This window comes from Photobacterium sp. DA100 (assembly GCF_029223585.1).
Classification (GTDB): domain Bacteria; phylum Pseudomonadota; class Gammaproteobacteria; order Enterobacterales; family Vibrionaceae; genus Photobacterium.
Map to the genome: position 1 here is coordinate 920,019 of NZ_CP119424.1, position 14,199 is coordinate 934,217.

The 14,199-nt window shown below is 46.1% G+C and carries 11 protein-coding genes; 6 read left to right on the top strand and 5 right to left on the bottom strand.

The features are described from left to right. Positions 1-83: 83 nt before the first annotated feature. Together PTW35_RS21920 and PTW35_RS21925 are read right to left on the bottom strand one after the other, a co-directional pair. On the bottom strand, positions 84-1,196 hold the full coding sequence (locus tag PTW35_RS21920; protein WP_052829616.1) for a serine protease: 1,113 nt from the start codon (positions 1,194-1,196) through the stop codon (positions 84-86). Between the two features lie 284 nt (positions 1,197-1,480). Beyond that, positions 1,481-2,578, bottom strand: a complete 1,098-nt coding sequence (locus PTW35_RS21925) for a serine protease (RefSeq protein ID WP_281028979.1) — start codon at positions 2,576-2,578, stop codon at positions 1,481-1,483. Between the two features lie 345 nt (positions 2,579-2,923). Here PTW35_RS21925 and PTW35_RS21930 point away from each other — a divergent pair, with 345 nt between their 5' ends. Next, complete coding sequence (locus PTW35_RS21930) at positions 2,924-3,748, top strand: DUF5718 family protein (RefSeq protein ID WP_044621098.1); 825 nt, start codon at positions 2,924-2,926, stop codon at positions 3,746-3,748. A 36-nt stretch (positions 3,749-3,784) separates the two neighbouring features. On the opposite strand, the gene PTW35_RS21935 is transcribed toward PTW35_RS21930, so the two are convergent. Beyond that, a complete protein-coding gene (locus tag PTW35_RS21935; RefSeq protein WP_281028980.1) occupies positions 3,785-4,777 on the bottom strand; it encodes a lipid A deacylase LpxR family protein in 993 nt (330 codons plus the stop codon). Positions 4,778-4,984: 207 nt separating this feature from the next. On the opposite strand from PTW35_RS21935, the gene PTW35_RS21940 reads away from it, so the two are divergent. Further along, positions 4,985-5,833, top strand: coding sequence for a sulfurtransferase (locus PTW35_RS21940; RefSeq protein ID WP_281028981.1), 849 nt, complete (start codon positions 4,985-4,987; stop codon positions 5,831-5,833). Positions 5,834-5,896: 63 nt separating this feature from the next. On the opposite strand, the gene PTW35_RS21945 is transcribed toward PTW35_RS21940, so the two are convergent. Next, the gene (locus PTW35_RS21945; protein WP_281028982.1) at positions 5,897-6,715 is read right to left on the bottom strand and encodes a phosphate ABC transporter substrate-binding protein; all 819 of its coding nucleotides are present in this window, start codon (positions 6,713-6,715) and stop codon (positions 5,897-5,899) included. Positions 6,716-7,261: 546 nt separating this feature from the next. On the opposite strand from PTW35_RS21945, the gene PTW35_RS21950 reads away from it, so the two are divergent. Both PTW35_RS21950 and viaA read left to right on the top strand, forming a co-directional pair. After that, a complete protein-coding gene (locus tag PTW35_RS21950; protein ID WP_281028983.1) occupies positions 7,262-8,917 on the top strand; it encodes an ATPase RavA domain-containing protein in 1,656 nt (551 codons plus the stop codon). Positions 8,918-8,931: 14 nt separating this feature from the next. Continuing rightward, positions 8,932-10,380 carry an ATPase RavA stimulator ViaA gene (gene viaA, locus PTW35_RS21955; protein ID WP_281028984.1) on the top strand — a complete coding sequence of 483 codons (1,449 nt, stop codon included), beginning with the start codon at positions 8,932-8,934 and terminating at the stop codon, positions 10,378-10,380. A gap of 60 nt (positions 10,381-10,440) precedes the next feature. On the opposite strand, the gene PTW35_RS21960 is transcribed toward viaA, so the two are convergent. Then, positions 10,441-11,535, bottom strand: coding sequence for a transporter substrate-binding domain-containing protein (locus PTW35_RS21960; protein ID WP_281028985.1), 1,095 nt, complete (start codon positions 11,533-11,535; stop codon positions 10,441-10,443). Positions 11,536-11,821: 286 nt separating this feature from the next. Here PTW35_RS21960 and PTW35_RS21965 point away from each other — a divergent pair, with 286 nt between their 5' ends. Together PTW35_RS21965 and PTW35_RS21970 are read left to right on the top strand one after the other, a co-directional pair. Beyond that, complete coding sequence (locus PTW35_RS21965) at positions 11,822-13,216, top strand: nodulation protein NfeD (protein WP_281028986.1); 1,395 nt, start codon at positions 11,822-11,824, stop codon at positions 13,214-13,216. A 43-nt stretch (positions 13,217-13,259) separates the two neighbouring features. Then, positions 13,260-14,033: a slipin family protein gene (locus PTW35_RS21970; protein ID WP_281028987.1), complete on the top strand. Its 774-nt coding sequence runs from the start codon at positions 13,260-13,262 to the stop codon at positions 14,031-14,033. The last annotated feature ends 166 nt before the right edge of the window (positions 14,034-14,199 follow it).

The following is a 14,199-nucleotide window of genomic DNA, read 5'->3' on the forward strand; positions in this document are numbered from 1 at the left end:
ATCCAAATAAAAAGCTCCCGACTGTGGGAGCTTTTTTTATGGCTGCAGTTGCCTCATGATTTATGGGGCAGTTGAGCAACGGGTTAGCAAGTCTTACGACGCAGCAGGGCAAGGGCGGCTAAGCTCAGCAGGCCTGACAGCGGAAGGCTACCGCCGCCACCGGAACCGCCTTTGTTTGTTCCGCCTTTATTATCAGACTTGTTGTCAGTGACTTTTGTAAATGGATCAACGCTAAAGCTAGATGGTTCAACCTTGCTCAGGTTGATTTCAGCTTTTGTTTCAATCCAGTTGTAATAGGTTGATAGTTCGGTATAAAGACCGGCTGTTTGAGCACCCGGATCACCGTTTACCTTGTAATTACATAACGGCCCGTTACTAACAACACCAATGACTCGCAGGCCATAGTCAGGGTCATTGACATGCGCAGGGTTTTGCCAGATTAGTGGCCCACCTGAGTCACCTCGGCATACATCTTTTTTAATGTCAGGAGTGTTGCTGTCGGCACATACAAAGTGAGATTCTTCATTCATCTGGTAGTTGGTAACACATTTGTCCATTGGTACCCCACCAAGTTTAACGACCATCAGATTATCAGGCTGATCGAAAACAGGTTCATGGTAACCCCAACCGGATGCGATAAGGTTCGCGTTGGAGTATCCGCTTGGATTCCAAGTCTGCTCGAATTCACGATTGATGTCTTGCTGCTCTTGAGGTGTTGCAATTTTAATCGGTTTCGCCACATCCAACATAGAGCGATCAACTTTGAGCAGAGCAATGTCATTATCCGCCTGAAAAACTGGATAATCTTTAGGGTGGTAACCCTCATGAACGGCACCATCGACAATTGTGAATAAGTATTTTTGCTCGATTTGGTCCGCGGTGCCATTTTTATTGCTGATAACATCAGTACCAACAACAACTTTGTCGCTCATTTCAGGAATAATGCAGTGCGCCGCTGTCGCTAACCAGTATTCGCTAATGACAACAGCACCACAACCCGAAGTAATTCGGTTATTGTTGTAGGGTTGAGGCTTAGTCAGCATTGCTGCTTGCCATGGCAAAAGAAGCTCTTCTGATAGTTTGCTAGCATCATCACCATTCAAAATACGAGTCTGGATCTGCGGCTCATTGGCCATTGCAGAAAAGCTTACTGTGCAGGCAACGGCCAAGGCGATTGGGCTGAATGTAGTTCTCATAAGATCCTTGATTTGTTTGTGCAGACGACATCAAGTTGATTTTATCTTGTTGTCTTAAATGGGTTGAATGGGCAGCAATTCAATTGAACGCTGTTTTTATGGTGGGGATGTTAATCGATATTTTTTATAATTCCAATCAAAAAATTGCTTTAAGTGATGCTTTTCTTTGTTTCTCCATGAAAGGTAACAAGAAAGCCCCCATTGCCAAGCAATGAGGGCTTAAGTAGTTACTTCTGACATTAATCTGTCTTTAGAGCACAGACTTTTGGCTGGTAAAGATTGGTTTAACGGTCAAGTCGACGGCGCAGCAGGGCAAGGGCGGCTAAGCTCAGCAGGCCTGACAGCGGAAGGCTACCGCCGCCACCGGAACCGCCAACGCTAGGGCCTGTTTTGGTTTCAGGATCACTGACCTTGGTGAAAGGATCAACACTGAATGTTGGGGTGTCTTGCGTTGCTAAATTTAGGCCTGTTTGAGCTTCAATCCAGTTGTAGTAATACGCCAATTCTGTATACAGGCCATTTTTCTGTGCTTCAGCAACGCCATCCTCTTTCAGGTGGCAGTATGGACCATTGCTGGTTACACCGATGACGCGCAGTCCGAAGTCACTATCGCTCGCTTTTTCAGATACCTGCCAGACAAGAGGGCCGCCTGAGTCACCACGGCACACATCTTTTTTAATATTTGGGGCGTTGCTGTCAGCGCAGACAAAGTGCGAATTCTCACCGAGTGGGTAGTCGGCGTCACAGTCGCCCATTGGAATGCCGCCTAATTTTACGACCATTAGCTCATTGGGTTGGTCAAATTTGGGCTGGGTATACCCCCATCCAGAGGCAATGAGGTTGGCCTTGGAAAAACCACTTGGGTTCCAGGTATTGGCAAATTGGTTATTGGCTGCTTCTTGTTCTTGCGGGGTTGCTATTTTGATCGGCTTAGCAACTTCGAGCATTGAACGATCAACCTTCAACAAGGCAATATCATGGTCTAGAGCTGGGTTCAGGTAGTAACCGTAATGAACGATTTTGTCGATAATCGTAAACTTAAACTTGTCCTCGATATCATCAGCAGTACCACTTTGGTTCTTAATGACATTTGTACCGGCTATCAGAGTGTTACTCATAAATGGTTCGATACAGTGCGCAGCAGTAACAGCCCAATAGTCACTGATGACGACTGCGCCACAACCTGACGTGATATGAGTACCGTCGCTAAGTTGTGGCTCTGTCAGGAAAGCGGCCTGCCAAGGTAAAAGTAGTTCAGATGAAAGTTGACTTGCCTCTTCACCGTTCAAAACTCGAGTTTGAATCTGAGGCTCTTCAGCAAAAGTTGGTGCCGTGAATAAGCAGGCTAACGCTATAGCAACTGGGGTGAATTTAATTTTCATAAGATCCTTTTATTTTTCTTTTAGGCTTAAAGCATGAGTTAACCATCAAATGACGGTTAGTTGAGGAAAAATACAATTCAGCAAGGTTTTAACTCTTCAAATGTACACTGTTTTTATCGGTGTTATGTTAAGCATATGAGGTAACAGTTCCAGTCAAAAAAGTGCTTTGTGTGATGCAGGTAACAAATTATTCACTAGCTCAATCAATTGCTGGGTTATTATCGGGTGTTTCCTCGTGCTGGAATTTTTGATCTGATGCAAAGGCTTGTGATCTACAGATCGAGATTGTTCTAGTAGCACGTTATACTGCACACTGATATTTGTAATAACAAAGAGTTGCAGTATATGACTTATAAGCACGTCATCGGTTTCGGTGTTGCGGGAAATTTTGCTGGCCATCTAGAGCAAGCAGGTGAAGACAAAGATTTTCTTGCTGTTGAAGTGAAGGAAGCCGTACAGCCTAAAGCAATTTTTCCATTTTATGTGCCGTCAGACAAGGCCGGTTTTTTATCTACCTACCCATTATCTTCTGAGGTAATTATCCCACCTAATGATGCTGACAATCTGCAAATTGAGCCAGAGGTGGCGTTGATTTGTGATATCGAATACCAAGAAAACCGTGTGGTGGCGTTAAAGCCGCACGCATTTGCAGCCTACAATGATTGTTCTATTCGCAAACCGAATGCGAAGAAAATCAGTGAGAAGAAAAACTGGGGCCCAAGCACCAAAGGGATTTCTTCACAGGTCATTGCTGTCGAGCATCTCAGTGAAGGTGGCAAGCTCGATAATTTCCGTATTGCCAGCTTCCACAAACGTGGTGAGACCATCTCGCGCTATGGTGAAGATAGTCCTGTAGTGGGCTATAGCTACTTCCACGAGAAGTTGCTGAACTGGATCGTTGACCGTATGAACCACCAGCAAGATGTCGGTCCTACAGAAAACATTGCTGATTTTCTGGCTGATGCGGAGTATCCATCACAGGCTGTTATCAGTATTGGCGCGACACGCTATACCGAGTTTGGCGAAACGACCTTCTTGAAGTCGGGTGACATCAGTATGGTCGTTGTTTATGACGGTACGGCTTATAGCCCTGAAGCGATTACCGCAATGGCTGAAAAGCAGTCATTTGAAGGGCAGGGTATTTCAGCGTTGGTTCAGTCTGTAGCCTAAATGTAAAAAAAGCACTGTTTTAACAGTGCTTTTTTATCAAATCCGCCAGAAAAGTTCTAATGAGCCGGTCGACGTTGAGCGATGTTTGTTCTCTTTGAATTCAGGCGTACTGGTTGCAAAGCTCAGACTGGCGCCCCATTTGGGCTGATAGAATACTCCGCCGATAACAGAGGTTGCCTGCCAGTGCTTGACGTTGGTATCTGGCACTTCACTTGGGCGGTCACCTTCAATGGTAATGTCGTTGAAACGGTATCGTCCCTCCACTCCGACAAACACAAAGTATCCCGCAGAACTTGAAGACAAGACGCCTATATCAACAAAATTGCCGGGAGTGAATCCAGTTGTCCCAAAGTTATTGGCTAGGCTTTTACCCCAGCGAGCAACGCCACCAACAGCCAGTTCACTTTGGTAGTTACCGACATTTACCCGTCCTACACCGCTCAAATCATAATCATCCATGAGATAGGCCTGCCGGCGTGTCAGCAAGCGGTGGCCTTGGTAGCCAAGGTTGAAAACCGCTGTATTCTCAATTTGATAATCCCAGCCCATAGGTTCGTCAGAGCCTACGATCTCATGAATGAATTTCTGCCCTTGCTCGGCAAACGAATTGGGCCCCACGACCCCGATCATCAAGCTAAACTTATCGACAACCGTCGGGCTGTATTGGTAGGCACTTGACTCCAAGAACAACAGGCCGGCATAGGGGCGGTCGTCTGCAGGCGGCTCGAGCGCTTCAATATCCTCAGGAGTCCACATTTGCTGCCCGAGGGTCAGGCTCCAGCCTTGCTTGGTACCTTCGTCAAACGGGAGGTATTGGCTGATTTGACGGATAGGTGTTGGAGCTGTTTCTGCCAGATTGGCCGTGTAGGGCGAGTTGTACTCAAAAAAAATGCCATTGGTGTAATTTTGGTCTGTACCGACAATTCCATCATTGTCCATGGAGAAAGAAAAGCTACCCGCATTGTAAGCGAAGGCATTGGGAGCGAGAGCAGAAAGGCATACGAAAAATACGGGTGAAAATTGTTTCATTGCTAATCCTTTGGTACAACAAACAGGATGAAGATAAAGTTGGATGTGCAAACGTATTTTTAGTTGTTGTTATTAAACAGCACACAGCATACATAAACGTTCATCCGTTAATATTCCAATGATATCGAAAGGAAGAGATTTATCGCTAGTGGTTTTAGCGAATAACCGTAAATCTTTGTGAATAACTGGCTTATATAAGGAAAAGGCATGTCAGCACTAAACATATCATCGCCATTGGTTTCGGCTTCTTGGCTGGCCGAACACTTGTCGGACCCCAAACTCATAGTGCTTGATGCCACGTGGTTTTTACCGGGCTCTGATAGGGATGCGCAAAAGGAATGGCGAGAAAAGCGTATCCCCGGTGCACGGTTCTTTGATTTTGATAAAAAAATTGCTCATCCGTCAGCTCCTTTTCCGCATATGCTGCCTGAGCCAGCACACTTTTCCCACGAGGTAGAAGCGTTAGGTGTATCCAATAACAGCCAGATAGTCGTTTATGATAGCCAAGGGATTTTTTCTGCTCCTCGGGTGTGGTGGATGTTTCGAGCCATGGGACATGATCATGTAGCGGTGCTCGATGGTGGACTGCCTGCTTGGGAAGCTGAAGGAAACGTTGTTGAGCAAGGTGAGCCCACGACCTTTGATATTGGCAAATTCGAGGCTTGTTACCAAGCGCAATGGGTAATCGATGGCGATAGCCTGTTGCAACACCTCAATACCCCTGGAGTCCAGGTATTGGATGCCCGAGCCGCAGCCCGTTTTTACGGGACCCAACCCGAGCCGAGACAAGGCGTAAGAAGTGGTCATATGCCTAGTGCTAAAAGCTTACCTTTCGGCCAGTTACTCAAAGATGGCCACTTTTTACCGCCGGAACAATTACAGCAGCGGTTTGATGCGGTAAGTGACTCTGACCAAAATTTAATTTTCAGCTGTGGCTCTGGAGTGACGGCTTGTATTCTTGCCTTGGCGGCCGAGCTTGCCGGTAGAAAGCAGCTTACCGTTTATGATGGTTCATGGACCGAGTGGGGGGCGACCTTTAAATACCCTGTCGTTTGATTTGAGCTACAGGCACAGTCTAGACTGTGCCTGTAGTGTGTTATGCCGAGATCAGGAAAGGTGTCAGTTGAGTACGGATACGTAGCCCCGCTCTTCGATTAAGCGCTGACCTTGCTGTGAGGTAACATAGTCGACAAATTGCTTGGCGCTTTTTTTGACTTTCCTTTCTTTGTATAGCATCAAGAATGGGCGAGAAATTTGATATTTCCCTGATTCTAGATTCTCTAATGTTGGTGAGACACCTTCGAAATCGAGTGCTTTGATCGAGTCATCAACGGAGCCAAGTGAAACATAGCCGACTGCATGCTTATTGCGCGACACCAAACTCTTAACTGTGCCGTTCGTGTTGACGACCAGTACTTGCGGGTTGATATCCGAAACTGTCTGTCCTTCGATTTGTTGGGTAAGGCCTATAAACTCTTCGAAGGAAAACCGTGAGCCTGAAGCATTTTCACGGCTAACGACTGCAATTTTCAAATCCGGACCACCGACTTCTTTCCAATTGGTGATTTCACCATGGTAAATTTTTTCGACCTGATTTCTGGTGAGGTTACTGACTGGGTTATCTTTGTGCACCACCAGGGCAATACCGTCATGGGCAATCGTGACAGTGATGATGTCTGGGTTGATCTCTTCTGGCTTGAGGTAGCGAGAACTCATGCCCAAATCAGCCACATTTCGTTTTACTGCAGTGATCCCTGCAGAGGAGCCGATTCCTTGCACGTCAATTTGTGTGTCTTTGTGTTCGGTGGAATAGGTTTCGGCCAATACTTCCACGATATGACTGGCAGATGTTGACCCCGTAATGGTCACGGTTTCGCTGGCTTGAACCGAAAGTGTCCAACTTGCTATGAGGGCGCACAAAGTGGCTCTGGTAAGCATTATTTATCTCCAAATTACACCAGAAAATGTTGGCGCTAATCTTATTACTGCTTTATGACAATTATGTGAAAAGTGCGTGCGAGGTAGGAAGGTAAGTGGCCTACGAAATGCAGTGAACGTTACTGATACAGCAAGTTTGTTTATCGCGACAAAGAAAAATGTGCTGGTGTTTGGCCGCACAGTAGTGGCTGAGCCTTTCTTTAGAGACAGAATATAGTCTGACGTTTATCAAGTGCCAGAAATAAATAAATAGCTCAAAAGAGACAAAAGAATATCGATAATGTGTTATGAAAAAGCTGTTCATACGTGTTTTTTGAATTTCTATGCGTTTTGTCATGTTTTTGCTATGTCATTGTTGTTCGGAATGTTAACCCAGTCCCATTTATGGAAACAAAGATTGAGCTCTGGCTGTGGGGTGAACTCTTTGATATATAAAGACTGTAACAAAATATTTCAGTTTACAATATTGTAACATTTAAGGGTTTGTGTCTATCATCTGTATAAGTACGTGAGTACAGGGATATGACAACTTGAGAGGTCGGAAATATGCTGACAATGGCAAGAAGAGCGCAGCCGAATAAAGCGCTAGTTTCTGAAAGGATTCAGAAATTAATTAAAGCGTTATCTAATGGTGTTTATGAACGCGAAGAAACCATAAAGTTATGTCTTCTTGCTGCACTTGCTGGCGAGAGTGTGTTTCTACTTGGCCCTCCAGGAATTGCAAAAAGCTTGATCGCTAAGCGCTTGATTCAAGCTTTCGATAACAGCCAGTTTTTTGATTATCTGATGACCCGTTTTTCTACTCCTGAAGAAGTGTTTGGGCCTCTTTCAATCCAGGAGCTGAAAGACAACGGAAAATATGTGCGCTTGGTTGATGGTTACCTGCCGACTGCGCAAGTTGTTTTTCTCGATGAAATCTGGAAGGCCGGCCCGGCCATTCTCAATACGCTGTTGACCGTGGTGAATGAGCGTACATTCAAAAATGGCCAAGATGTCCTCCCTGTCCCTATGCGTCTTCTAATTACGGCATCAAATGAATTACCTGAAGAGGACAGCGGGCTTGAGGCCTTGTATGACAGGATGCTGGTGAGGGTGTTTGTTAACCGTATTCAAGAAAAGCAAAACTTCAAAGCGATGCTGATGGGGGAAGGGCCTAGCATTCAGGATTTAGAGCCTGGCCTTGCGATTACCGATGAAGAGTACGAAGACTGGCAGTCACATATCGAGGATATCAAGCTATCTGAGGATATTTTCGAGAAAGTATATCAGCTCAAAACTATGATTGAGCAGCGTGCGGAAGGTGTCGAAAGTGTTGATGAGCACGAAAGCGAATTGTATATCTCTGATCGCCGGTGGAAAAAGTCGGTTCGTTTGTTAAAAGCCAGTGCTTTCTATAATGGCCGCGATGCTATTAATCCGCTGGATTTACTGTTGTTGCAAGACTGTATGTGGCACAGCCCGGAGTCACGCCATGTGATTAGGGAAATTATCAGTGATTTTGCGATTGAGAAAGCATTCAACCAGGAGTCGGCGCAAATCAGTGCGGCCGATGCCCAAAATATCATTGATGAGGTCAACTCGGAAATTGCCAATGAGTTGGCCGTCAACTTCAGTCGTGAAACCATGATGCGCAAAGAGTGGTTCAAATACGATTTCAGTGGCGCACGCCGATATACGGTGAATCACAATTCACGCATGATCAAGCTTGTTATGTTGCAACAAAATCCATCGGTTTCCGAGCAGGAGAACGGTGATGGCCGTTGGGTCTATGTTGATGGTGATGACTTTGAGAAAAAGATCAAAACCGGTCAATGTGACATCTATGGCTTTGTCAACAAGAATGCTCACCTTTGCCGGCTTCAGTTTGAAGTCGACGCCCAGCAGCGTTTGGTGATCAAAGATATCGCTAATCGCTCTGTGTTGGTGGGGATTGCCGGTGACAACGGAATTTCTCCGGAGCAGCAAGCCCACTGGGTCGCTACGGCGGAAAAGGCGTCTTCCAAAGTGCTTGATGCCGAGCATAGCCTGAAAGTTTCCCGCAGCAGCTTCCATGGGGCATTACCCCACAACTTTATCGACCCGCAATTACCTGAGCGTATAGAGCAGAGTTTATCGCAAGCGACAGGATCGGTGCATGATCTGAAAGTGATGGTTGATAAAAGTGTATTCCGTATTAGTCATTTGACTGAATACTTTGCTTAGCGGGAGTGTAAGTTATGCCGGTTTCTGAAGGTCTAAATCTTGCGATGATGCTATCGGAGTCCGGTATCATTGATAACGCGGTGCAGGAATTGATGCTGCATAAGCAGTTAATTATTGCAGCCGAATCTAACCCTGGCATCAAGTCTGCGATGAAAAAGCAGATCATGAAGTGGCGGGGCCAGGTACAAAAGCGAATTACCAATGTCAGTGTAGAAGAGCGGTTTCATCAGGAAATAGAGCTCTATCAGCAGGCATGCAATTGGCAAGCGGATCAATTTATTGAAAATGTTGATGATGTGGTTAAGCAGTTGGAAGGACATTCAGCATTCTATTTTAAAGCTAAGACGTTGCTGGAGCGCGACCACCAGAAACATAATCCGATGTTCCAAAGTTATTTCTGTAGCCAGTGGCATAAGTATCTCACATTGGCACTGACTGAAGCTCAGCAAATTGAGTTGGAGCAGCACAAAGAAAAGTTGTTAGCAGATCTATATCAGCGTATCGAAACCATGCAGCATATGGAGGCGGTAACAGAAGCTGGGGATGAGAAGAAAGCAGGGCGGTTGTGGGATATGGCCAAGGCTAAATTGACCAAAACCGATGTCAGTACCCTCAAAAATATGGCTCAGTTTTTAAAGAAAAATAGCGGCTTGAAAGAGATAGCTGAGAAGCTTGGCCGAATGGCGAATGAGGTTGATGATCCCAACAAAGAGCGGGTTCGAGCTGAAGATCTGAAAATGGTTGAGGAGCAAAGTGACAACGTTACTGATGATATAGTGGGTATCCACGAAAGTGATGATCTCTCCAAGCTGCTGCCGAACGAAGCGATGTTCTTGGCCTATCCTGAGCTGGAAGTTGTTTTTTATAAGCACTTGGTCGATAAGCGTTTGCTCAACTACAAGATGCAAGGTGCCCAGCGTAAGCTGCGCCGGGTGAAGGCATATAAACGCCAGACCAAGCAGGTTGAACAAGAAAAAGGGCCATTCATTGTATGTATTGATGCATCTGGCTCGATGAATGGATTTCCAGAGCAATGTGCCAAGGCGTTGGCCTATGGCTTGATGCAAATTGCTTTGGCTGAAGATAGAGAGTGCTACGTCATTATGTTCTCGACGCAGCAAATAACCTACGAGCTGACCAAGCAAGATGGCTTGAGCGAGGTTTTGAATTTTCTCTCCTATTCCTTTCACGGAGGCACGGATTTGGGGCCTGTTCTAGATCAGTCGATCGAGCTGATGTTGAGTGAAAAGTACAAAAATGCAGATTTGATTGTGTTATCGGACTTTATCGCCCCATCCCAGCCTGATGAGATGATGAAGCGCATTGCGAAACTCAAAGAGAATAGGAACCGCTTCCACGCCGTCAATTTATCGAAATACGGTAACCCTGAATTGATGACGGTCTTTGACCACTGCTGGTCTTATCATCCGTCAAAATTGGGCCGGCTTTTTAAGTGGAAGTAAGCCGTCCAGTTTGAAACGTTTAGTTGTCTTGGCTTTTAGCGCTCTTACGAGCGCTTTTTTTTAATGTTCGGCAAAGTACTCGCTGAGAGCGTGACGCCAGCCTGGACTCTTTCGTATTCTTAATAAGGCTCGGTTCAATTCTTCACGATAAGGGCTGTTGTTTTCGATGACCAAGCCATAATTTTGTTTTTCGAATTGGTAAGGCAACACCGAGAGTGTTTGATAGTCTCCTTTTTCTTTTCCCTTTTTGATTAAATATTTCAAAACTGCATCGTCGGCGACAATAGCTTCCACTTGGCCACTATCCAAGGCTGTGAGTAACTCATCGATATTTTGGTAGGTACGGTGAACAATGCTGTGGCTAGTCAGAAAGAGAGAGGAGGTTGATTTTGACTTTGCTCCCACGGTGATATTTGCCAAGTCATTGGGACCTTTGATGTCGCTGCTCAGGAGGCCGAGAGTAAATGTACTGGCGAGAATGGCGGTGACACTGGCAATGAAAAAAGTGGTAAATATGGCGAGGAATACAGTCAAAATACGACCTGTCAGGGTTTTAAATTCGAAGTAGTTAAAGGGGCCTTTTGTAATAAATAATAGCCCGAGTATAAAACCTTCAATCATCTGGGCTTTGTTCGACCGCATTGAATAAAGTTTATCGTTAACCTTGTGTTCTAGTAAGTAATAGAAGCCGCCAACAAGGCTGGCAACAATACAGATGAAGCCTAGGACAAGAAGCAGTTTTCTATTGGTTATGATGTTCTTGATGGTCGACAGATGACCTTGTTGCTTAACAGCTATAGCAAGGTGGGTTTCATAAAACGAGTGTGAGAAATCGAGTATTTCTTCACGCTCGGGTGTTATGGAGATACACGACACGCCGATATTGAGTTTATTGTTACTGACATTATTCAGCAGCTCACCTAGCTCATGATGGCTGTATTCGAAATTCAGATTCAGCTCGGCCGCAATTTGTTCCCATAGAAAAATACTCAGGCCTATCGGAGTTTCTGTTTCACTTTCAATGACAAAAGGAGGGCAATGATAAGTACCAACGCTGACTGATATTTTGTCGGAGGCAAAAGTCGGCAGGGTGACAGCAATAAGACTACAAAAAAACAGCCACAGAGATAACACAGGGTGACAAACTGCTTGCATAGGGTACCCTTACTCTACAGAGAGCTCTAAGTTTGCAATGAGTTAAGTATAAACATCATGCAAGGTTCACAAGTTTGTCATTTAGCCCTGCTGGTAACTCTTCCTGTTACCTCTCTGTCTGTCAACTATGCTTGCCAATTTTAAGCGCATTAGCAGCGATGATGCTTAGTCAATGAAGTCAATGAGCTATGCTTATTAACAAAATTGGTTAATACCTTAACGGACACCAATAGTTGGCTTAAATGCATGATATCTGTATTACGGCCAACTTTGGCTAGGAGGGTGTATGAAAGTGTTGGCTGTTTTAGCTGCACTCAGCATCTGGTTTTTTAGTCAGCCCGTATTGGCGCAAAATGTATGGGTGATTGAAATTTCCGGAGGAATAGGGCCGGCCACCAGTGATTATGTGTCACGAGAAATTGAGCAGGCACACAAAGAGCAGGCCAGTTTCATCGTATTGAAAGTGGATACCCCCGGCGGCTTGGATACCTCGATGCGAGATATCATTCGGGCTATTACTACGTCTCCTTTGCCCGTCGCTACTTGGGTCGGCCCCGCGGGGGCGCGAGCGGCCAGTGCAGGGACATACATTCTGCTTGCTAGTCATATAGCGGCCATGGCTCCGGGAACGAATCTTGGCGCAGCCACCCCCGTTTCCCTGACTGCGCCGGGAGGTAAAGACCCAGATGATTCCGGGGGAAATCCGTTTGCTCCGAAAAAAGATAAAGAGCCAGAATCCTCCGGCAGTGATGAAGACGGCGAGGCTGCTGATAGTGACGAAAAAGTCACAGCCAAAACGGCAATGGAGAAAAAAGTGATTAACGATGCCCGGGCATACATTCGTGGTTTGGCGAAATTGCATGGACGCAACGAAGAATGGGCAGAAACGGCAGTCACAGAAGCGGCCAGTATCGATGCCGAAAAGGCACTAGAGCTGAATGTGATTGACTTCCTTGCGTCTGATCTCGACGGGTTGATCCGCCAGTCGAATGGGCGAACGGTGATTATCAACGGTCTCGAAGCGAAGATTGAGCTCGCCAATGTCGCTTATATCGAGCGTGAGCAAGATTGGCGCTTCAAGCTACTGTCCGTTATTACCAACCCCAACGTTGCCTACATCTTGATGCTGATTGGTATCTACGGCTTGTTGCTGGAATTTTACAATCCCGGTGTCGGATTGCCGGGGGTGTTAGGGGGAATCTGTCTGCTGCTGGCAATGTACTCCTTACAAATGCTCCCGGTGAGCTATGCTGGTCTAGGGCTACTGTTATTGGGCATTGCGCTCATGGTCGCCGAGGCCTTCAGTCCGAGCTTTGGTATTCTCGGGCTTGGCGGAATTGTAGCCTTTGCTCTTGGCTCGGTGATGCTGATGGATACAGAAACGCCGGGTTATCAAATTGCTATTCCACTCATTGTTGGACTGACAGTCGTTTCGGCCTTATTTACCTTTGTGATCCTCACGCTCTTGCTTAAAGCAAGGCGCAAGCCTGTGACTACGGGGATGGAAGCATTGTTGGGGCGGGAAGCTGTTGTTGTCAGTGGTTTTCCTGGCAGCGGTCGTGTGCTGGTGGAAGGCGAGATTTGGCAGGCCAACTGTGATGCACCATTGGTTAAGGGTGACAGGGTAACGGTGGTGCAAATCAATGGCCTGTGCTTAGAAGTTAATCAACGTTCAAAATGAATCGAATGTGTTTGGTATCCCCCTTTTTATAAGGATAAATAATATGATCACATACTCATTAGCAACGATTATTGTATTGGTGTTCGTGCTAATTGTTAGCATGTTCAGAGTGCTCCGAGAGTACGAGCGTGCAGTTGTATTCTTACTTGGGCGTTTTTACCAGGTAAAGGGGCCGGGGCTTATCATCATTATCCCAGTCATTCAGCAAATGGTACGGGTTGACCTGAGGACGATTGTATTGGATGTCCCTACTCAGGATTTGATCACTCGTGATAACGTCTCGGTTAAAGTGAATGCGGTAGTGTATTTCCGGGTCGTTGATCCAAAAATGGCTATCAATAATGTGGAAAATTACCTTGAAGCGACGAGCCAGCTTTCCCAGACCACGCTGCGCTCTGTGCTCGGTCAGCATGAGCTGGATGAATTACTCTCGGCCCGTGACGAGCTGAACAAAGATCTGCAGGCGATTTTGGATCAGCATACGGACAATTGGGGAATAAAAGTTGCCAATGTGGAAATCAAGCATGTGGATCTTGATGACAGTATGGTACGCGCTCTGGCACGCCAAGCCGAGGCGGAGCGTTCACGCCGTGCGAAGGTCATACATGCTACTGGTGAACTGGAGGCATCGGCCAAATTACGAGAGGCCGCCGATGTCCTCAATCAGGCACCCAATGCGGTACAGCTGCGTTATATGCAGACGCTGACGGAAATTTCCAATGATAGAACCACGACAATTGTCTTCCCGATGCCAATAGACTTGGTAGACAAATTTAGCAATGTGATGGCCTCAGCTAAGAAACAAGAAGATCAATAGGTATAACTGATGGCAAGGGGAGGATCCCGGTGTGGTTGTCGCCTTGCCTAACATTCTCTGTCTTGGGGATATTGTCATATCACTTCTTGCTACGGTGGCGATGGGCTGAAGCAAGAGAGAATATATCAGCGGTCTGCTGGTTAATTGCCCAGGGGCGCGTATTGTC